Raw genomic sequence first — 20534 nt, 5'->3', positions numbered from 1 at the left:
CTCATGGAGAAGGCCCGCCCGCCGAGCTCGGGGGGCTCGACGAGCAGGCCTTCAGTCATAGGTGCTTACCCGCGACAACGACCGTCAATCACGCGGATTCACAGGGAGCTGAGCGCCTCGCGGACGGCGGTCAGGCGAGCCGGGGAGGCCAGGCCCGCGTGGTAGACGTGCAGCTCGTCCACGCCCGCCGCGAGGTACTGCTCGAACTCGGCGCGAAGGGTGTCGGCGTCGGCCGCGCGCGGCGGCAGCGTCAGCACGTAGGCGGCCAGCCCGCGATCGGCACCCGCGATGGCGCGTGCGGCCTCGATGCCCGGGATGCTGGCCTCCGGTCCTGGCCAGCAGCTGACGACCACCGTATCGATCTCCTCGTTGAGCGCCGGGGCGATCGTGGCGAAGGGACCGGCCGCCCAGGGGTCGGGGTTGCCGTGCACGGAGATCGCCGCCTCGGGAGCCAGCGCGCGGATCTCCTTGACCAGCAACGACCTCAGGTCAGCCGCGATGCCCGTGCGCACATCGCGGACCCGCTCGGCGACTCCACCCAGGGCGTCCTCCACTGTGGATGGTGCTTGTCCATCTACAGTAGACATAGCGACCGCGCGCAGCTGCGAGGCGTCGATGTCGGCCTTGGCGTAGCGCGCGAGGCAGCCGGAGCAGAAGCACAGCGACAGCAGCTGCTGGTGGACCTTGCCCCAGTCCGCGCCATCGGTCTTCTCGTGGTGCCCGCCGTGGAAGAAACCCAAGGGCCCGCAGGCTTCGAGGATCACACCTTCCGGCTCGCCGAGCGTGACGACCTCGCGCACGAGGGTTGAACAGTACTCGACAACGTCCTCATTGGACGGACACAACGCGTAGGGGTACAGGTCGCCGAACGCGTTGCGCACCAAGAGATCCGGGTTCGCGGAACCGAGGTGCGTCGAGTGGGTCAGCACCGTCCACGCGTGTACCGGAAGCCCAGCCGAGCGCAGAGCTTTCCTTGCCTCACCAAAAGAATCACCCGGCGCCCAGTTCGGCGCGGGTGGCGTCAAGCGCCCCGTCCACGCCGATTCCCGAACGGGGACGTAGCAGGCGGCGTGGGCCGCGTTGACCATGCGGTGCTGCGGATGGAACGGCGTCGCGGCCCGCGTCGTGTGATAGGACGCGGCGAGCGCCACCGCGTCCACGCCGAGGCTCGCGATGCGTTCTGCGGCGGCCGGATCGCCCACGACGTCCCAGGTGTAGGCATAGGGAACTTTGGTCACCAACGCGGTCGTTTCCTCTCATAGCCAGGCTCGAAGCGCTGCATGTAACCGGTGTCGTCGCGCTGGCGGATACCGCAGCTCAGGTAGTTCTCGTGCAGCAGCGCCAGCTTGTCACGGTCCAGCTCCACGCCGAGCCCCGGTGTGGTCGGCACCGGAATCGCTCCATCCACAAAGGACAGCACGCCCGGCATAACGACATCGTCGGCCGCGTTCCACGGGTAGTGCGTGTCGCACGCGAAGCCCAGGTTCGGCGTGGCCGCCGCGAGGTGGGTCATCGCGGCGAGGCTGATCCCCAAGTGGGAGTTGGAGTGCATCGACAGGCCGATGCCGAACGTGCGGCAGATCGCGGCCAGCTCGCGCGAGCGGTTCAGGCCGCCCCAGTAGTGGTGGTCGGACAGCACGACCTGCACCGCGTTCAGCGCGACGGACTCCGGCAGGTGCTCGAACGCCACGACGCACATGTTGGTGGCCAACGGGATTTCGGCCTTCGCCGCCACCTCAGCCATACCGGGGATGCCCGGCGTCGGGTCCTCGAAGTACTCCAAGACCCCGGCCAGTTCGGAGGCCACGCGCACCGAGGTCTCCGGAGTCCACGCCGCGTTCGGGTCGATGCGCAACGGGTGATGGGGGAAGGCTTCCTTGAGCGCGCGGACAGCTTCGACCTCCTGCTCTGGCGGGAAGACACCGCCCTTGAGCTTGATCGAACCGAAGCCGTACTCATCGATCATCTTGCGCGCCTGTGCGACGATGCCGTCCGGGTCGAGCGCCTCGCCCCACTCGTCGTCCGGCCCGCCTGGATGCCCGGCCCACTTGTAGAAGAGGTAGGCGCTGTAAGGGACTTCGGACCGAACGGCGCCGCCGAGCAGGTCGCTGACCGGGCGCCCGAGGATCTTGCCCTGGACGTCCAGGCACGCGACCTCGAACGGCGAGAGCACGCGGTCGACCGTGCCCTCAGCGGTGATCTGCCCGGTGAGGCCGTGCTTGTCGGAGTTGCTCGCGCCGCCGAGCACGTCGGAGACCTTGGCGCGCAGGGCGTTCGTCGCGAACACGTCGAGCCCGGTGAGCTGACGTGCCACCACGTTGAGCAGGTTGAGGTGGCCCTGGTCGCCGTAGCTCTCGCCGAGCCCGGAGACGCCGTCCTCGGTGATCACCTCGACGATGCTGCGCAGCGCCCACGGCTCGTGCACTCCGGCCGAGTTCAGCAACGGCGGGTCCGCGAAGGCGATCGGCGTGATGACCACTTCGCGGATCTTCACAGCAGCTCCAAGCCCTTGCCGATGATCCGGTCGAGCTCGCGCACGTGCTCCGGCGTCGGGTCGACCAGCGGCGCGCGCACCGAGCCGACCTCCAGGCCCCGCAAGCGAACTCCGGCCTTCACCAGGGAGACCGCGTAGCCGGGGACGGTGTCGCGCAGCTCGACCAGCGGGCGGAAGAACTCGCCGAGGAAGGCGTTGACCTGCGTGGTGTTCCCGGTGGTGACCGCGTCGTAGAAGGCCAACGAGATCTCCGGCGCGAAGCAGAAGACCGCCGAGGAGTACAGCTCCACGCCGATGCCCCGGTACGCGGGCACGGTCATCTCGGCGGTGGGCAGGCCGTTGAAGAACTGGAACGGCTTGTGCACGGCGTCGCGGACCGCGAGCACCACGCGCTGCATCTGGTCCAGGTCGCCGAGGCCGTCCTTGAAGCCGACCACGGTGGGCAGTTTCGCCGCTCGCACAGCGCTCTCCGGCGTGAACACCGCGTTGTTGCGCTGGTAGACGATCAGCGGGAGGTCGGTCGCGGAGGCCACCTGCTCGACGTAGTCCACGAGCCCGTCCGGCGGAGAGCCCACGAGGTACGGCGGTAGCAGCAAGAGCCCGTCAGCACCCGCGCGCTGAGCGATCTGCGCGTACTTGCGCGCCAACGGAAGCGGCCCGCCCGCACCCGCGAAGACCGGGGCCTTGCCCGCCGTTGCCTCCACCGCCACGCGGACAACGCGCTCGTACTCCTCGGGCTCCAGCGCGTGGAACTCGCCGGTGCCGCAGGCCGCGAAGACGCCGCCGGGGCCCGCGTCCACCCCGTGCTTCACGTGCTCGGCCAGCACCCCCTCGGCCAGCTCGCCGGTCCCGGTGAACGGCGTCACCGGGAAGAACAGCACTCCATCCAGCTGCATGTGAGACCTCACGCGAGTCATCCCTTCACCGCACCGGAGGTGATGCCGCGAAGGAAGGATTTCTGAAGGGACAGGTACACCAGCAGGCTGGGCACCAGGGCGAGCAACGCGCCCGCGAGCACCACACCGGGTCCGACCTGGTCGTCGGAGCGCAGCGAGGCGAGCGCGACGGTGAGGGTGTAGTCGGCGGGCTCGGTGGCCACGATCAGCGGGAGCAGGTACTGGTCCCAGATCATGGTGAAGCCGAACACCGCGACCACGCCGAGCGCGGGACGGCACAGCGGGACGACGATCTGCGCGAAGATCCGCAGCTCACTCGCACCGTCCACTTTGGCCGCTTCTTCGAGCTCCACGGGGATCTCCTTCATGAACTCCGTCATGACGAAGATGGAGAAACCCCACGCGCCCAAGGGAAGGATCACGCCGAGCAGCGTTCCCTTGAGCCCGAGCTGGCCGATGGTCAACGAGAGCGGGATCGCGATGACTTCCTCGGGCAACATCATCGTGGTGAGCACGGCCACCATCACCAACGCCTGCGCACGGAACTTCTTGCGCGCCAACGCGTATGCGGCAAAGACGCTCACCGAGACCTGGAGCAGCAGGCCACCGCCCGCGATCACCAGCGAGTTGACCAGGTAGCCCCAGATCCCGCGCTCGCCCGCGACCTCGAAGTTGATCGTCGAGGGGTTGTTGGGCAGCAGGGAGAGCTTCGTCGGATCGGGGCTGTGGTCGAAGGCGCCGGAGAACACGGTGATCAGCGGGCCGCAGAAGACGAGCAGCGCCGCGACGCACATCGCGGCCCGGCCCACCATGCCGACGCGACCCGATCCCCACCCGAGGGCGGTGTCGCAGCGCTGGGCGACTCCCGTGCTCACACAGCCTCCTTGCGGCGTCGGTAGTACTGCACGAGCAACGTCAGCAACAGCGTCACCAGGAACAGGATCACCGAACCTGCCGAGGCGACACCGAGTTCGTTGCGCTCGAAGCCCAACGAGAACACCCGCGTCATCCACACGTCCGTCGAACCCGCTGGGCCACCACCGGTCAGCACGTAGACCTCGGTGAACACGCGAAGCCCGCGAATCGCCGCCAGGGTGAGGAGAATCGTGATGACCGGGCGCAGCGCGGGGAGCGTGACGTGGCGCAGCCGCTGGAGGGTCGTCGCGCCGTCGATCGCGGAGGACTCGTAGAGCTGGCGGTCGATCCCGGCGAGCCCGGCCAGGATGATCACCATGTCGTAGGGGGCGCCCTTCCAGATGCCGACGCCCATCACCGACCAGAGCGCGGTGTCCGGGCTGTCGAGGAACGGTTGCGCCCCAATGCCGAACCACGCCAGCACCGAGTTCAAGAAGCCCTCATCGGCCGGGAAGTACAGCAGCCGCCAGATCTCGCCGACCACCGCCGTCGCGGCCACCACGGGCAGGAACACCGCTGAGCGCACGAACCACAGCGACCGCGCGGAGCCTTCGAGCAGCAGTGCCAACGCGAACCCGAGGACCATCGAGCCGACGGTCTGCCCGAAGGCCAGGATCAGCGTGCGCCCCAACGCCGACTGGAACCGCTCATCGGTCAGCACGGCGATGTAGTTGTCCAGCCCGACCCACAGGTCGCCCAGGAACGGGCGGACGTTGAACAGGCTCAGCCGGATGCCCTCGGCCATCGGGATGTACTTGAAGAGCAGGAAGATGAGCAGCGCGGGGGCCAAGAAGAGCCATGGGGTAAGGGTTCCCGTGAGGCGGCGACGGTGCCGCCGCCTCACGGGGTGGAGCCCGACGGCACCGCCGCCACTAGCCGCCGGGTCCACGTCTTGGGTGGCCAGGGTGGTCACTTCGCGATCCCCTGGGCCTTCAGTTCCTTGTTCAGGTTCGCGGCGAGCTTGCCCAGCTCACCACGGATGTCGATGCCGCAGCGGGCGAAGAGCGCGTTGAGCGTCTCCGCGGTCTGCTGGCGGAAGGGCTGGAAGTTCGGCACGTTCGGGAACGGGCGGGCGCTGTCGGCGTAGACCTTCGCGACCGTGCTCCACCTGGGGTCGTTGTAGACGGCGTTCACGTCGACCTTGGAGTTGACCGGAAGTCGCACGACGGGACGCGGAACTCCTTGCATACCAGCCTTTTGCGCGTCCGGCGAGACCAGGAACTCGGCGAGCTTCTTCTGGTCTGCGGGCCGCGCGGACCCGGCCATGAGGTACATGTTCTCGCCCTCGCCGAGCACGGCGGAACCGTTGGGGCCCTTGGGCGAGGCGATGACCTCGTACTTGTCCTTGCCTGGCGCCTTGTCGAAGCGCCCCATCATGTAGGGCCCGGTCAGGTAGATCCCGGCCTTGCCCTGCTCGAAGAAGGTGTGCGCGTCATTGGTGATCGTGGTGAGCGCGCCGGGCTGGACGACTGGACGCCCTCCCGCGACGGTGTCGCAGAACATCCCGCGAAGCCATTCCACCGCGGCAACGGTTCCCGGCGAGTCCACCGCGACCCGGTACTTCCCGCCATCTTGGGCGAGGATGTCACCACCAGCCTGCCAAATATAGGAGGAGGCCCACCACGCCAGGTACCCGCGATCCGTCGAGCCCGGCACGAGCATGCCGTAGGTGTCGCTCTGCCCGTTGCCGTCCGGGTCGCCGGTGGTGAACGCCTTCGCCAGGTCGACGAGTTCGGCCCACGTGGTCGGCACCGGCTTGCCCAGCTTCTCCCGCCAGTCCTTGCGGATGAAGGTGGCCTGCGCCTGCGTGCTGATCGGGACGCCGTAGTACTTGCCGTCCGAGCCCTTCGCGTTGCCCCACGCCCGTTCGACCAGGTCCGCACCGCCCGCGAACCCGGCCCGGTCGATCTCGGTGGCCATGCCCTGGGACTGGTAGACGCCGAGCGCGCTGACGTCGGTGATCACCAGGTCCGGCAGGTCCTTCGAGGCGGCCCGCTCCTGCATGCGCTTGTCGAAGTCGTTGTAGACCGGCTTGTAGTCGATCTTGATGCCGGTCTTGGCCGTGAAGTCGGCGAAGATCTTCTCGTAGACCTTCGCGGTGTCGTCCAGGCTGCGCGTCCAGACCTCCAGCGGGGCGTTCGGATCGCCTTGCGGCGCACCGGTTCCGCAGCCAGCCGCGAGGAGGCTCGCGGCCGCCAGGACCGCTGCGGAACGCCGGAGTCCGGACATCAACGCCTCCTCGATGAGTTCATATATCTGAACGCGAGTCGTACTTGTGAACGCGTTGGGAGGACTGTAAGAATCGGTTCCACGCGCTGTCAAGAGGTCGGCGCACGGGGAATCGAGGAGGCGGTCATGACCGAATCGGCCGCAGGGAGCACGAGCCGCCCCGCAGCGGTGAAGTCGGCGGACCGGACCGTGGAGCTGTTGGAGGTGCTGGCCTCCTTCGACCGCAGGATGACGCTGACCGAGCTGCACCGCGAGCTGAGCTATCCCAAGTCCAGCCTGTACATGCTGTTGCAGACGCTGGTCGCGCGCGGCTGGATCGAGGTCGACCCCGATCGCGGCACCTACGGCATCGGCGTGCGCGCCCTGCTCGTCGGCACCTCCTACCTCGATCACGATCCCGTTGTGCGCACGGCGATCCGGCTGATGGAGCAGATCCGGCTGGAGATCAACGAGACCGTCCACCTCGCCCGCCTCGACGGCCCGAACGTGGTCTACCTGGCCAGCCGCGAGTCAGAGCACCACCTGCGCGTGGTCTCCCGCGTCGGCCGCAGGCTGCCCGCCTTCAGCACCGCGCTCGGCAAGGCCGTGCTGTCCACGCGCCCGCCGGAGGAGCTGGAGTCCTTGCTGCCCGAGGACATGGCGCCGCTCACCGCGAACACCGTGACCGATCCCGACGCACTGCGCGCGCAGCTGGCCGAGTTCCGCTCGCTGGGCTACGCCTTCGAGCGCGAGGAGAACACGCCCGGCCTGTGCTGCTTCGCGGTGGCACTGCCCTACCGCAGCCCGGTCACCGACGCGCTCAGCTGCTCGGTTCCGGTGGCGCGCCTGGACGACGAGCACGAACGCCAGGTGATCTCCGCACTGCTCGGCGCCTCGCGCACCCTGAGCGAACTGCTCCGCCAGCCCGGTCTCACCAGTCTCTAGGAAGGTCTTCTCCCTGTGTCAGAACGGATTCTGCTCACCGGAGCCGCCGGTGGGGTGGGCACCCTGATGCGCGCTCGGCTGGCCAAGCCCGGCCGGGTGCTGCGCCTGCTGGACATCGCCGCGCTGTCGGCGGGCGAGTCGGAGGAGGTCGTGCGCGCCTCCGTCACCGACATGGACGCGATGGAGCGCGCCTGCGAGGGCGTCGACGCGGTCCTGCACCTCGGCGGGCACAGCCTTGAGGCGCCGTGGAAGGACATCCTCGACGTCAACATCAACGGCACGCACACCGTTTTCGAGGCGGCGCGCAGGCAGGGCGTCCGGCGTGTGATCTTCGCCAGCTCCAACCACGCCGTCGGTTTCGTGCCGCGCTCGGTCGGCGAGGTCGGCGACTACGCGTTCCCGCGTCCCGACACCAACTACGGCGTCGGCAAGGTCGCGGGCGAGGCGATCGCGTCGCACTACGCCGACCGCTACGGCTTGGACGTCATCAGCGTGCGCATCGGCTCGTGCTTCGAGAAACCGCGTGACACCAGGATGTTGTCCACGTGGATGTCGCCGGATGACTGCGCGCGGCTGTTCGAGGCGTGCCTGTCCACGCCGAACCCGGGCTACCGCGTGGTGTGGGGCGTCTCGGACAACACGCGCGGGTGGTTCAGCCTGGCCGAGGCCAAGGCGATCGGCTACCTCCCGCAGGACGACTCCGAGGAGTACGCGGCCGAGCTGATCGCTGAGCACGGCGAGCCCAAGCTGGATGAGGACCCGCACCGCTTCGTCGGCGGCGCGTGGTGCGGACCCGACATGGACACTGCGCGGAAGGAGGCGGGCAAGTGAGCGTTCAAGGCTACGAACCCCGTACCGGCAAGGCGTTCGGCGACCCGATCCCGTCCACTTCGGACAGTGGAGTCGGCGAGATCGTCGATGCGGCGGCGCAGGCGTTCCCGGCGTGGTCCGGACTGGCCTCCGCCGAGCGCGGCGCGGTGCTGGAGCGGCTGGCCGACGCGCTCGACGCCGAGTCCGAGCTGCTGATCTCCACTGCTGACAGCGAAACCGCGCTCGGCGTGCCGCGACTGACCGTCGAGCTGAAGCGCACCACGAACCAGTTGCGGCTCTTCGCGAGCGTGCTCGCCGAGGGCAGCTACCGCGAGGCCACCATCGACTCGCCGAACCCCGACATCATCCCGCCGCGCCCCAACCTGCGTCGCATCCTCCAGCCGCTCGGCGTGGTCGCGGTCTTCTCGGCGAGCAATTTCCCGTTCGCCTTCTCCGTCGCCGGCGGGGACACCGCGTCCGCCCTCGCGGCAGGCTGCCCCGTTGTCGTCAAGGCGCATTCCGCACACCCGCAGACCTCGCAGGAAACCGCGCGCGTGGTCGCTTCCGTGCTGCCCCAGGGTGTTTTCGGCATCATCTACGGCACCGAGGCCGGTCGCGTGCTCGTGCGGCACCCACTGGTGAAGGCTGTCGGTTTCACCGGCTCCACCTCCGGCGGGCGTGCGCTGTTCGACCTCGCGCAGGGCCGCCCCGAGCCGATCCCCTTCTACGGCGAGCTCGGCAGCGTGAACCCGGTCGTCGTGCTTCCCTCAGCGGCGGCGAACCGATCCGCCGAGCTGGCAACGGGTTTCGCGCAGTCGCTGACCATGGGCGTCGGGCAGTTCTGCACGAACCCCGGCCTCGTGTTCGCCCCCTCGTCCGTTGTGGATGCTTTCGCGGAGGCGGTCGGCGGTGTCGGCGGTGGCGCGATGCTGACCGAGCGGATGCGCGACTCCTACGAGTCCACTGTGGACAGTCTGTCCGCGCACCCGTCGGTCCGGCTCGTCGCGACCGGCTCGGACTCCGACGGCGGCTGGAGCGTCACCCCACGGCTCTACCAGGTGTCGCTCAAAGACTTCCTCGCCGACAAGGAGAAGCTGACCGAGGAGTGCTTCGGCCCGGCCGGAATCGTTGTCACCTTTGACGATCCCGCTGATCTACCGGAAGTTCTGCGCACCCTCGAAGGCAGCCTGACCGCCACCGTGCACGCCGACCCCGACGACCACGACCTGGCCGCCTCGGTGCTGGAGGAGATCCGTCGCTTCGCCGGGCGGCTGGTGTTCAACGCGTGGCCCACCGGAGTCGCGGTGAGCTGGGCGATGCACCACGGCGGCCCCTGGCCCGCGACCACGTCCCCGCTGCACACCTCCGTGGGTGCGACGAGCATCCGCCGCTGGCTGGCCCCGGTCACCTACCAGTCGTGGCCCGACGCGCTCCTCCCGCCGGAGCTCCAGGACGCCAACCCGCTCGGCATCCCCCGCCGCGAGGACGGCGTGCTCATCACCCCGTAGCCGCGCCGGGTTCCCCAGTCTTCAAGACCACCAAACCCCCTCCCCAGCGGTCTCCAACCACCCCCAACCCCCCGAAGGTTGGCCGCGGTTGAAGACGGTCGAGGAGGGGGTTCGTGGTACTTGAAGACTGCCCAACCCCGGCTCGCGGAAATGCGGTGCGGGCGACGGGCGGGGGAAGTACGTTGTGGCGCATGGCGATTACGACGATTCCCGGTCAGCAGGCGGACATCCGTCTCTGGACCCGTGAGGAAGATGTCGAACCCATCGCCATGCGCCAGCTGCACAACATCGCGGCTCTGCCCTGGGTGGTGAAGCACGTCGCGGTGATGCCGGACGTGCACTACGGCAAGGGCGCAACGGTGGGTTCGGTCATCGCGATGCGAGACGCTGTCTCGCCCGCGGCTGTCGGTGTGGACATCGGCTGCGGCATGTCCGCGGTCCGCACATCGCTGCGCGCGGCTGACCTACCTGCCGACCTGCGACGGCTGCGCTCCGGCATCGAGAAGGCGGTCCCGGTCGGCTTCGGCATGCACAAGGGCGACGTGGCCTTCCGCGCCGGGGACGCCGACAACGACAAGGCGGGCTGGGACCGCTTCTGGGCGCGATTCGAGGACCTCACCCCCGCGGTGCGCGGTCAGTCCGAGCGCGCGCTCATGCAGATGGGCAGCCTCGGCGGCGGCAACCACTTCATCGAGGTCTGCATCGACGAGGACGGCGCGGTCTGGCTGATGCTGCACTCCGGCTCGCGCGGGATCGGCAACGTCCTGGCCCAGCACCACATGGAGGTCGCGCGCGGTCTCCAGCACAACCAGGCACTGCCGGACCCCGACCTCGCGGTGTTCCTCGCGCACACCCCGCAGATGAAGGCCTACCGCCACGACCTGTACTGGGCGCAGGAGTACGCGCGCAGGAACAGGGCCGTGATGATGCGCCTGGTCTACGACGTGGTGCGCAAGCAGTTCCCGCGGGTGAAGTTCGACGAGGCGATCAGCTGCCACCACAACTACGTCGCCGAGGAGACCCACTTCGGCGAGGAGGTCCTGGTGACCCGCAAGGGCGCGATCAGGGCGGGGCACGGCGACATGGGCATCATCCCGGGCTCGATGGGGACGGGGTCCTACATCGTGCGCGGACTGGGCAACCCGGAGTCGTTCTGCTCGGCCTCGCACGGCGCGGGCCGCCGGATGTCGCGGAACCAGGCGCGCAAGCGCTTCACCGCGCAGGACCTCGCCGAGCAGACGGCGGGCGTGGAGTGCCGCAAGGACTCCGGTGTCGTCGACGAGATCCCGGGCGCCTACAAGAACATCAACGAGGTGATCGCGAACCAGAAGGATCTGGTCGAGGTCGTCGCGAAGCTGCGCCAGGTGGTCTGCGTCAAGGGTTAGGGCCGGACACACAGCAAGGGCGCCCCGGTGGTCCGGGGCGCCCTTGTCGTGTCTTCAGGCTTCGAGAGCCGGGGCGTTGATGGACTCGACCACGCGGTCCTGCTCGGCGCTGCGCGGGTGCCACCAGCCGGAGCAGCCGTTGATGCAGGGGTGGCGCATCTCGCGGAGTTCGTAGCTGCCGGAGACGGGGACGGGCTGGGTCCAGACGATGTCGCCGGTTCCCTCGCACAGACGGCAGGCGGCGCCGTCGTGGAGCTCACCCGGGGATCTCGCCAAGTCCACCGCATCTCCCACATGTCGCGTAGTCGTCCTCGGGGATGACACCCGAACCCAGACAGACCGGGCACGTTCGCATCCTGGGACCGTCGTTCATGGTGTCACTCCCTTGTCACGGATGCCAGGCCGCCCGGTCAACCGGAGTCACCCGGTTGGTGGTCGACCCGGCTGGGCCGAAAAGACGTACCCCAAGCACATAGCGCACCCGACCGGGTGGTGGGCATGCCGACGCGGGCGAAGACCGGCAATCACCTGATCACCGGAGCGCCACCCGACGAACGGCGGCCCCCCGTCCGGGGTGCCGCCGTCGTGAGTTGATCACCTTAGCGGGTGATCTTGCGCAATCCGATCACCTGGAGCACCGCGAAAGCGTCCACGACCACCGCCTGGGCGACGATCCAGAGCACGCCCCAGCCGGTCAGCGGGAAGAAGTCGCTGAACGCGACGACGAGGCTGTCCACCACCCACACCAGATTCACCAGGACCACGCCCCACGCCGCCTTCACGTTGATCTCCGGCCTGGTGCCGATGAACCACACGGCGACCGCGTAGCCGACCAGGAACACACCGACCGGGACGAGAAGTCCGGCCGGGAGCCCGAGCAACGGACCGACAAGAGCGGCACCGAGCAGATAGGCGATCCCGTTCGCTCCGGTCACCACCGCGTCGAGCTTCATGGCGATGCGAAGGAAAGCGTCCTTGCGGGTGTTGGTGATGGTGCTCATGTGTCCGTCCTCCTGGGCTCTGACGTCGTTTCGACGAGAGCCAAGTTAGGTCGGAAACCACTGCCAACAGCAGACGTGGCACTGCCATCCACTGCCAGTTTCAGCAGCTCACCTGGGTGTTTCCTGACGCAGCCCCGCGGCGACCAGTTTGGCGGCCGCGTTCTGCCAGTTGTAGAGCGTGCGTTCCGGAACGGTTCGCGAGAACCACTGCAAGGCGCGCTTGGTGGTGTCGTCGAGCTTGTCGTTGCGATCGCGGCGGCTGTACGGGCGCACTCCGAGGACGTACGGGAAATAGAGGGCGTTGTAGTAGCGCCACTCATCGCTCGTGCCGAAATCGCCCTCGTTCGGCTTGAGCCGCAGAATGCCGTTCAACAACAACCGCTTCAGTTCGTTGGCGCGTTCCAGGGGCTGATCGGGAAGATTCTTCTCGGCCAGGCTCTCCGTGATACCGGGCAACATCGTGAGCGGACTGCTCACCAGCCTGCCGAGATCGCCGTAATTGCCGAGCGCCCTCCGCGTCAGCTTCACGAACTCCACGTCGTCGAGCCCGTCGAGAACCGGATCATTCGCGCGGCGCGGCAAAGCCTCCTCGGCCTCGCGCAACTCCACCCGCGCCTGGCGCAGTTCGGGGGCGTCGGCGAAAGCCACCCGATCGAGCAACGCCTGGAGCGGGTTCGCGAGCACCTGGACGGCGATCGCCGCGGCGACACTGCCGAGCAGCAGCGCGGTCAACGGCAGCGTCGCGCCGGAGGACAGCGCCATCGCCAGTGCGACCTGACCGCCGAAGACGGCCGCGATCACGGCGGCGGTGACCAGTGACCGGACCATGTCGGCGCCGATCGACTCCCCCTCGTCGAAGGCGTCGAAGGCCGCGATGCCCACGCCGAGCAGCACGAGGTCCACGCCCATCGCCGCGACCACGAGCCACGACGGCAGGAAGGAGGTCGGCAGCACCACGAGCACGGCGGCGAGCACCAGGAACATGCTCACCACGAGCAGCGTCATGCGCACGGGCGCGGGCCTGACCCGGTCGCGGTGCTTGACGAGCAGTCCGAGGCTGATCACCAAGGGCAGCAACACGTCCACCGCGCGGAGCACACGCGCCCCGTCGGTGTCGATCACCACCGGCGCGAGCACGAGCAGACCGAACGGCACCAACCCGATCCGCCACCACCGGTCGTACTTCGACGGCAGCAGCGCCACCGCGACTCCGCTCCACGCCAACGGCGGCAGGCAGACGAGCACGCCTTGGACGTCGAGCAGCACGTCCGGGGACTGCGAGTACGGCAGGAGCACTTCGACCGCGAGCGCCGCCGCGTAGGCCACGAGGCCGACCCCGGCGCGGAACAACGCGGGCTTCCTGGAGCCCCTGGAAACCAGGTACAACGCCAGCCACCAGGCCACTCCGAACGCGACGACACCCACCACGCCCACAGCCTGCCACCCCGGCCCACCAGCGCGCGTCGTCGTGACCAACGCGGCATCGGGTACGAACGCGGGGCTCTGGGTCAGCCGGGGTCTTGGAGGCCCAGTTCGATGGAGTCCACCTCGGCGGCGATGGTGGCGTCGACGAGGCTGTCGAGCAGGGCGTCGCAGTCGCGGTCCTCGACGCCGAAGTCGGGCACCAGCTCCGACCAGATCTCCTCGCTGTTCCAGAACACCGAGGACACCTCGTCGACGGTGTTCAGGTAGCGGAGCCTGCGGTCGGTCTCGGGGAGGTGGCTGAGGTAGTCGGCGAACTCGGCGACGGCGTCGGGCCTCGCGAGCTCGACGGGGCCGGTTCCGAGGACGCATTCCTTGAGGCGGGCGAGGAAGTCGGCGGTGAAGGCCATCTGATCACCCCATCCGGCGCACGGATCTTCCCCAAGGGTAAGCCCCGCGCGGCTCGCGCGGGGCCTCGCCGTGCCGAACCGTGATCACCCCTGCTGGAGCACGGCCTGGATCTCCAGGAAGATCTGCACCTTGTCGCCGACCACGACGCCGCCACCGTCCATCGGCATGGCGATGTCGATGCCGAAGTCGTTGCGGCTGATGGTCGCGGTCGCGGAGAAGCCGGCGCGGGTGCCGCCGTAGGCGTCCGGGCCGAAGCCGTTGAGCTCCAGCTTCAGCGGGACCTCGCGGGTCACGCCGTGCAGCGTCAGCTCGCCGGAGACCACGAAGTCGTCACCGTCGGCGCGCAGGCCGGTGGAGCGGTAGGTCATCTCCGGGAAGGTCTCGACGTCGAAGAAGTCCTTCGAGCGGATGTGCGCGTCGCGCTGGTCGTTGTTGGTGTTGATCGAGGTGAGGTCGATGGCGGCGGTGACGGTGGACTCCAGCGGGTTCTCCGCGGTCACCAGCGAGCCGGAGAACTCGGTGAAGCGGCCGCGGACCTTGCTCACCATCATGTGCCGCACGCTGAACTCGACGCTGGAGTGCACCGGGTCAACGGCCCAGGTGCCAGCGACGTAACCGGGGATCTGGAGTGCGGTGCTCATGGCGTCGTCCTTCACGTAGTCGAACCCGGGGTCGAACCCCGCTTAGTTGAACTCTCAACCAGGAGACTAGCCCACTTTGATTGAGAGTTCAACCATGACGGGTAGGATGGCCCCCATGAGCGACACGCGGTGGCTGGACGCCGGCGAACAGGGCACGTGGCGGGCGCTGGTCTCGGTGCTGGGCAGGCTCAACGAGCAGCTGGACCGCCAGCTCCAGCGCGACACCGGGATTCCGCTGACCTACTACGAGATCCTGGTCCGGCTCTCCGAGACACCCGGCCGCGAACTGCGGATGAGCGAGCTGGCCGAGCAGTCGGAGTACTCGCGCAGCCGCCTCTCGCACGCGGTGTCGAAGCTGGAGAAGCTCGGCTGGGTGCGCAGGAAGTCGTGCCCGACCGACAAGCGCGGCCAGCTCGCCGAGCTCACCGACGAGGGCATGGCCAGCCTGGTCGCGGCGGCCCCCGGGCACGTCACCGAGGTCCGCAAGCTCGTCTTCGACCCGCTCACCGCGCGCGAGGTCCAGCAGCTCGGCGAGCTCTGCGACAAGCTCCGCGTGTCCTGGGGCGATTCCCCGTGCGATTCACCGTGCCCTGAAACCACTCAGTAGAGATCACAAAGAAGATCTCTATAAACGCAGCGTGACGGCCATTCGGGGGCTCCACTAGGCCGTTCGGCCCGGGTGAGCTGGACCACCTGGTGCAACTAATGGCGCTGTTCCGTCGTCTTGATCAGGGGCTTGAACAGCCCCTACCTGACGAGAAGGAGCACCCCATGTCTTCCACCACTCGCCGCGGCCTGGTGTCCGCAGCGGCCGTCGCCACCGTTCTCGGCGGCGCCCTGGCGCTGGCCGCGCCCGCCCAGGCTTCCCCGATCGGGGCGGCGCAGTGCGGCGCGAAGGACCTGACCGTCACCGCCGGTTACAGCGACTCGGGCTTCGGCAAGGCCCACTGGCGGGTGGAGTTCGCCTCCACCGGCGCCACCTGCACGCTCCAGGGCGCCCCGACCAACCTGGTGTTCTCCGACGCCAAGGGCCTGGCGCTGCCCTTCGACCGCGAGGCCGGCGAGCCCGCGTCCGGTCCGGCCGTGACCGTCTCCCCCGGCACCCCGGCGCACGTGTTCGTGCGCACCCGGCTGGAGGGCGACCGCCTGCCCGCCACCAAGCTCCAGCTCACGCTGCCCGGCAGCACCGAGCGCGTGGAGACCGCGTGGCCTGCCGCGATCACCGGCCCGATCGGCGTGACCGAGGTCCGCACCGGCGCCTGATCCACGCGGATCAGCCGGTCGTGCCCCCTCAGCGCAGGCGACGCGGTCCCGTGTCGCCGCGCGAGGGGGGCGGGCCGAGGGTGATCCGGGCGCTGCTGACGAAGGCTCCCTTGGCCGAGGCCAGCACCGGTTCCAGGGTGAGCGAGCGCACCTCCGGCAGGTCCTCGGCCAGCGTCGCCACCCGCAACACCAAGTCCTGCAAGGCTTTCAGGTCCACCGGCTCGGTTCCCCGGTAGCCGGTGAGCAGCGGGGCGGCCTTGGGCGCGAGCACGATGTCGGCCACGTCCACGTCGGTCAGCGGCACCGCTCGGTAGGCGCGGTCGCCGAGCAGGTCGTTCACCACGCCGGAGAGCCCGAAGGACACCAGGGTGCCGAAGGACGGGTCGTCCTGGAGCCCTATCACGCAGGAGACCCCGCGCGGCGCCATCCGTTGCACGTACACGTCGTCCATTCCAGAGGCCTCGTGCAGCGCCGAGTACCCGCCGCGCACCGAGGCCGGCCCGTCGAGGTCGAGCCGGACGCCGAGCAGATCGGCGCGGTGCCGCAGCGGTTCGCAGATCGTCTTCAGCACCACCGGGTAGCCCAGCTCGTCGGCCGCGGTCACCGCCTCGTGGATGTTCGAGACGAGCTTGTACGGCACGATCGAGATGTCGTAGCAGTAGAGCAGGCGCAGCGTCTCCGCGTCGGTGAGCACGCGCTCGTCCGCGTCTCCCAACCACTCCTCCACCAGAAGCCGGGCCTGGTCGGTCGCGATTCCCTTGGGGCGCACGACACTGCCCTGCGGTGAGCGGCGCCAGCGGCCGTACCGGGCGGCTCGGGCCAGGGCCAGCGCGGCGCGCTCCGGGCTCGGGTAGGACGGGATCGAGCCCCGACCGCCTTCCACGGCCAGCTCCGCCGGGATGCCCTCCACGGCGAGGAACGTTGACACGATCGGCTTTCCGACCCCGGCGACCGCTTCGCGCAGCGCCCTGGCGTACGCGGAGCCGGGCACGGCGACCGGCGGGACGAACACGACGATGAGCGCGTCCACGTCGGAGCGCCGCACCGCCTCGCCGATGGCCGCCGCGAAGATCTCCGGCTCGGCGCCGGGGCCGACGTCGACCGGGTCGCCCGCGAGTTCGAGGCCGTTGGCCAGCGCGGCGTCGGCGGCCAGCGTGCCCAGCGCCGAGGAGTTGCCGACCACCACGATCCGCTGCCCGCGCGGCAGCGGCTGGTACTCCAGCAGCAGCGCGGTGTCGAAGAGCTGGGCCAGCGACTCGACCCTGATCACGCCCGCCTGCTCGAAGAGCGCCTGCACGCTGGTCTCGTCCACGCTGACCGAGGTCGCGGCGAGGCCGGGCCGCACGGCGTGCCTGCCGGACTTCACCACGATGATCGGCTTGGTCCGGCCGAGCCTGCGCGCGACGCGGGCGAACTTGCGCGGGTTGCCGAAGGACTCCAGGTAGAGCAGCACCACGTCGGTGGAGGGGTCGGTCTCCCAGTACTGGAGCAGGTCGTTGCCGGAGACGTCCGCGCGGTTGCCCGCCGAGACGAAGGTGGACAGGCCGAGGCCGCGTTCGGTCGCGGCGGCCAGGATCGCGGTGCCGAGCGCGCCGGACTGGCAGAAGAAGCCGGTGCGCCCCCGTTCGGGCGGACTCGGTGCGAGGGTGGCGTTCATCCGCACACCGGGATCGGTGTTGATCACGCCGAGCGCGTTCGGGCCGACGACGCGCATGCCGTGCGCGCGGGCCTCAGTGGCGAGCCTGCGTTGCAGTTCGGCGCCCTTGGGGCCGGTCTCGGCGAAGCCGGAGCTGACGATCACCAGCGCCTTGACGCCCTTGGCGAGGCAGTCGTCGAGCACGCCCTCGACCGAGGTGGAGGGCACCGCGACGACGGCCAGGTCGACGTCGTCGGGGATGTCGAGCACCGAGGCGTACGCGCGGACGCCGCTGACCGAGCGGTACTCGGCGTTGACCGGGTAGACCGGCCCGGCGAAGTCGGCGTAGAGCAGGTTGCGCAGCGCCGCGTGGCCGATCTTGGCGCGGTCGGTGGAGGCGCCGATCACCGCGATGGAGCGCGGGTGCAGCACGTTGTGCATGCTGCGCGCCTCGGCGGCCTGCTCGCGGGCGTGGGCGACCTCGATGGAGCGCTCGGTCGGGTCGATGGCGAACTCCAGGTGCAGCACGCCCTCCTCGATCTCGCGGGAGATCGAGTAGCCCGCGTCGCGGAAGACCCGCACCATCTGGCCGTTCTCGGCGAGGACCTCGGCGACGAAGCCGCGCAGCCCGGTCTCCTTCGCCGCGGCGGCGAGGTGTTCGAGCAGGATCGAGCCGAGCCCCCTGCCCTGGTGGGCGTCCTCGACGACGAAGGCGACCTCGGCGACGTAGCGCCCCGGCAGCCGGTCGAAGCGGCCGACCGCCACGATGTCGTCGCCGAGCTGGGCGACCAGCGCCACCCGGTCGCGGTGGTCGACGGTGGTGAAGCGTTCGAGGTCGCGCGGGGGTATGCGCGGGTACGGCCCGAAGTAGCGCAGGTAGCGGGTGCGCTCGCTCATCCGGCCGTGGAAGGCCAGCAGCTCCTCGGCGTCGGAGGGCACGATCGGGCGCAGCCGCACCGTTCCGCCGTCGGAGAGCACGACATCTGCTTCCCAGTGCCGGGGGAAGTCGTGCGGGTCACTGGTTTTCGTGTCCACTGTGGACTTCTCCTGGTCAGTCGCGCGGATCGTCGGGGTCGAGCCCGATGAGGGGGAAGACAGCGCGCCTGGTGGCCACGATCGCGTTGTCGAGCTGTGTCTCCGCCGTGCCGTCCCAGCGCGCGAACCCGGTGTCGCCGCCGTCGGAGAGCGAGGTCGGCAACGCGGTGCCCGCGAGGGGAGCGGTGTGGGCCATCCATCCGGCGGGGACGGTGGTGTCGGGGTTCAGGTCGCGGTCGACCACCGTAGCGAGCAGGTGTGTCCACGAGCGCGGAACCACCCGGAAGAGCGAATACCCACCGCCGCCCAGCGCGAGCCACTTGCCGCCCGCGTGCTGTTCAGCCAGCTCACGCAGCCTTTGGTAGGTCGCGCGGTGTCCGTCGACGGAGAGCGAAAGGTCCGCGAGCGGGTCCTCGTGGTGGGTGTCGGCGCCGCACTGCGTCACCAGGACCTGGGGCCGGAAGGCGGCGAGCGCGGCGGGCACGACGGCCTCGAAGGCTCTCAGCCAGCCGGGGTCCTTCGTTCCGGGTGGCAGCGCGAGGTTGACCGAGGTGCCCTCCGCGCCACCGGTGCCCAGCTCGCGGGGGTATCCGGTGCCGGGCCACAGCGTCATCGGGTGCTGGTGCACCGAGATCGTGAGCACGCGCGGGTCCCCGTAGAAGGACGCCTGCACGCCGTCCCCGTGGTGCACGTCGACGTCGACGTAGGCGATCCGCTCGAAACCGTTCTCCAGCAACCAGGCGATGGCGATCGAACAGTCGTTGTAGACGCAGAACCCGGCCGCGTGCGAGGCCATCGCGTGGTGCAGCCCGCCGCCGATGTTGACCGCGCGGTCCACCGCGCCCGAGGCGATCAGCTCGGCCGCGACCAGCGATCCGCCCGCCACCAGCGCGGAGGCCTCGTGCATGCGGTCGAAGACCGGGTTGTCGGCGGTGCCGAGGCCGTGGCCGACGTCCCAGCCCGAGTACGGTGCCGCATGGACCGCCGCGAGGTAGCTCGGGTCGTGCACCAGCTCGATCTCGTCGTCGGTGGCCGATCGCGGCTTGACCAGCTCCACCCCGTCGAGCACGCCGAGTTCGGTGGCCAGGCGCATCGTGAGGTCGAGGCGGATCGGGTTCAGCGGGTGGTCTCCACCGAGGTCGTACCCGAGAAAACTCTCGTCCCACACCACCGCGACGCGCTCACCCATACGGGCAAACTACCCCCGCGAAACACCGATCGCGAAGCCACCACCTCGCACAACGGATTGCATCGACCGATCGCGAACGATGGTCATCTTTGTCGCGAAACGATCTTGAGATCCTTTGGCTTATGCCTCATCGCGCAGCCGATGACGACGAGCAGGGACACCATCGGCATCGGATGTCCGAAGAGGCCGAAGCCCACCGCGAAGTCGATCACCGGTACGACGAGCGCGACCGCGAACAACCACGCGGGGCCGGTCGGCACCTTGCCCGGCGGCGTCCACGGCGTGCGCTTGCCCGGCTTGGCCACCGACAGCCACGCCTGGAACGCGATCGCCGTGCACATCAGCGCGGTGGCCGCGACGTTGATCCCCGCGACCGTCGGGACGAGCACGAAGATGCCGAGTGCCAGTTGCACCACGGTGATCACGAACTTGACCAGCACCCACCAGTGCCTGAAATACCCCCACTGCGTCAGCGCGGACAGCATGAACCCGGTGAACGCCGACGCGTTCGCCAAGTGCGCGAGGACCTGCTTGTCCAGCAGGTGCGCCATGGCGTCCGCGCTGTCGCGCATCCCGGCCGTCTCCGTGCTCAACCCGAAGGTGAACAGGGCGAACAGCACGAGCGCGAGGCTCATCCACCCGATCGAGGTGATGACGTGCAGCCAGACCAGCAACTGGCGAGATCGTTTCGGCAACACAGGCCCCCTTCTCCGCGGAGAAGCCTGCTCGTCGAAGCGATTCCGGTCGTCCGGCCACAGTGGACACCCGCGCTACC

20 protein-coding genes are annotated in these 20534 nt (G+C 69.1%); 6 read left to right on the top strand and 14 right to left on the bottom strand.

Translation table 11 applies throughout. From position 1 onward, the window contains the following. Positions 1–98 precede the first annotated feature (98 nt). The 6 genes from ABD798_RS15930 to ABD798_RS15905 are packed head-to-tail and all read right to left on the bottom strand — an operon-like array spanning position 99 to position 6534. Positions 99–1238 carry a hypothetical protein gene (locus ABD798_RS15930; protein WP_344875386.1) on the bottom strand — a complete coding sequence of 380 codons (1140 nt, stop codon included), beginning with the start codon at positions 1236–1238 and terminating at the stop codon, positions 99–101. Continuing rightward, positions 1235–2494 (bottom strand): glucarate dehydratase family protein, encoded by a 1260-nt coding sequence (locus ABD798_RS15925; RefSeq protein ID WP_344875384.1) that lies wholly within the window; start codon positions 2492–2494, stop codon positions 1235–1237. Before ABD798_RS15925 ends, ABD798_RS15930 begins: the two co-directional genes overlap by 4 nt. Next, positions 2491–3390 carry a 5-dehydro-4-deoxyglucarate dehydratase gene (locus ABD798_RS15920; RefSeq protein ID WP_344875382.1) on the bottom strand — a complete coding sequence of 300 codons (900 nt, stop codon included), beginning with the start codon at positions 3388–3390 and terminating at the stop codon, positions 2491–2493. Before ABD798_RS15920 ends, ABD798_RS15925 begins: the two co-directional genes overlap by 4 nt. Positions 3391–3407: 17 nt before the next feature. Beyond that, positions 3408–4265 (bottom strand): carbohydrate ABC transporter permease, encoded by an 858-nt coding sequence (locus ABD798_RS15915; protein ID WP_344875380.1) that lies wholly within the window; start codon positions 4263–4265, stop codon positions 3408–3410. Continuing rightward, the gene (locus tag ABD798_RS15910; RefSeq protein WP_344875378.1) at positions 4262–5218 is read right to left on the bottom strand and encodes a carbohydrate ABC transporter permease; all 957 of its coding nucleotides are present in this window, start codon (positions 5216–5218) and stop codon (positions 4262–4264) included. The genes ABD798_RS15915 and ABD798_RS15910 overlap by 4 nt, the downstream gene beginning before the upstream one ends. Then, positions 5215–6534, bottom strand: a complete 1320-nt coding sequence (locus ABD798_RS15905; RefSeq protein WP_344875376.1) for an ABC transporter substrate-binding protein — start codon at positions 6532–6534, stop codon at positions 5215–5217. Before ABD798_RS15905 ends, ABD798_RS15910 begins: the two co-directional genes overlap by 4 nt. A 126-nt stretch (positions 6535–6660) precedes the next feature. On the opposite strand from ABD798_RS15905, the gene ABD798_RS15900 reads away from it, so the two are divergent. From ABD798_RS15900 to ABD798_RS15885, 4 genes are all read left to right on the top strand, one after another. Continuing rightward, on the top strand, positions 6661–7458 hold the full coding sequence (locus tag ABD798_RS15900; RefSeq protein ID WP_344875374.1) for an IclR family transcriptional regulator: 798 nt from the start codon (positions 6661–6663) through the stop codon (positions 7456–7458). A gap of 15 nt (positions 7459–7473) precedes the next feature. After that, a complete protein-coding gene (locus ABD798_RS15895) occupies positions 7474–8289 on the top strand; it encodes an NAD-dependent epimerase/dehydratase family protein (RefSeq protein ID WP_344875372.1) in 816 nt (271 codons plus the stop codon). Further along, on the top strand, positions 8286–9776 hold the full coding sequence (locus ABD798_RS15890) for an aldehyde dehydrogenase (NADP(+)) (protein WP_344875370.1): 1491 nt from the start codon (positions 8286–8288) through the stop codon (positions 9774–9776). The genes ABD798_RS15895 and ABD798_RS15890 overlap by 4 nt, the downstream gene beginning before the upstream one ends. 191 nt (positions 9777–9967) lie before the next feature. Then, positions 9968–11161, top strand: coding sequence for an RtcB family protein (locus ABD798_RS15885; protein WP_344875368.1), 1194 nt, complete (start codon positions 9968–9970; stop codon positions 11159–11161). Between the two features lie 54 nt (positions 11162–11215). Here ABD798_RS15885 and ABD798_RS15880 read toward each other — a convergent pair whose 3' ends face one another. From ABD798_RS15880 to ABD798_RS15860, 5 genes are all read right to left on the bottom strand, one after another. Then, the gene (locus ABD798_RS15880; RefSeq protein ID WP_086822773.1) at positions 11216–11443 is read right to left on the bottom strand and encodes a hypothetical protein; all 228 of its coding nucleotides are present in this window, start codon (positions 11441–11443) and stop codon (positions 11216–11218) included. Between the two features lie 317 nt (positions 11444–11760). Continuing rightward, positions 11761–12162 (bottom strand): hypothetical protein, encoded by a 402-nt coding sequence (locus ABD798_RS15875; RefSeq protein WP_344875367.1) that lies wholly within the window; start codon positions 12160–12162, stop codon positions 11761–11763. A gap of 108 nt (positions 12163–12270) precedes the next feature. Further along, positions 12271–13596: a hypothetical protein gene (locus tag ABD798_RS15870; protein WP_344875365.1), complete on the bottom strand. Its 1326-nt coding sequence runs from the start codon at positions 13594–13596 to the stop codon at positions 12271–12273. Between the two features lie 74 nt (positions 13597–13670). Continuing rightward, entirely contained in the window at positions 13671–13994 is a 324-nt protein-coding gene (locus ABD798_RS15865; RefSeq protein ID WP_344875363.1) for a hypothetical protein, read from the bottom strand. A gap of 84 nt (positions 13995–14078) precedes the next feature. Next, entirely contained in the window at positions 14079–14636 is a 558-nt protein-coding gene (locus tag ABD798_RS15860; RefSeq protein ID WP_344875361.1) for a YceI family protein, read from the bottom strand. 115 nt (positions 14637–14751) lie between these two features. On the opposite strand from ABD798_RS15860, the gene ABD798_RS15855 reads away from it, so the two are divergent. Together ABD798_RS15855 and ABD798_RS15850 are read left to right on the top strand one after the other, a co-directional pair. After that, on the top strand, positions 14752–15243 hold the full coding sequence (locus ABD798_RS15855; protein ID WP_344875359.1) for a MarR family winged helix-turn-helix transcriptional regulator: 492 nt from the start codon (positions 14752–14754) through the stop codon (positions 15241–15243). 164 nt (positions 15244–15407) lie between these two features. Further along, positions 15408–15899: a DUF4232 domain-containing protein gene (locus tag ABD798_RS15850; protein WP_344875357.1), complete on the top strand. Its 492-nt coding sequence runs from the start codon at positions 15408–15410 to the stop codon at positions 15897–15899. 28 nt (positions 15900–15927) lie between these two features. Here ABD798_RS15850 and ABD798_RS15845 read toward each other — a convergent pair whose 3' ends face one another. The 3 genes from ABD798_RS15845 to ABD798_RS15835 form a co-directional block, all read right to left on the bottom strand. Further along, positions 15928–18570, bottom strand: coding sequence for a bifunctional acetate--CoA ligase family protein/GNAT family N-acetyltransferase (locus ABD798_RS15845; protein WP_344875355.1), 2643 nt, complete (start codon positions 18568–18570; stop codon positions 15928–15930). 16 nt (positions 18571–18586) lie between these two features. Then, positions 18587–19759 carry an acetoin utilization protein AcuC gene (locus ABD798_RS15840; protein ID WP_344875353.1) on the bottom strand — a complete coding sequence of 391 codons (1173 nt, stop codon included), beginning with the start codon at positions 19757–19759 and terminating at the stop codon, positions 18587–18589. A gap of 83 nt (positions 19760–19842) precedes the next feature. Then, positions 19843–20457 carry a hypothetical protein gene (locus ABD798_RS15835; RefSeq protein WP_425549225.1) on the bottom strand — a complete coding sequence of 205 codons (615 nt, stop codon included), beginning with the start codon at positions 20455–20457 and terminating at the stop codon, positions 19843–19845. Between the last annotated feature and the right edge of the window lie 77 nt (positions 20458–20534).

Source organism: Allokutzneria multivorans, assembly GCF_039537405.1.
GTDB classification, from domain to species: domain Bacteria; phylum Actinomycetota; class Actinomycetes; order Mycobacteriales; family Pseudonocardiaceae; genus Allokutzneria; species Allokutzneria multivorans.
Note: the sequence above shows the minus strand (reverse complement) of the source record. Positions and strands in the feature narration are given on the sequence as shown.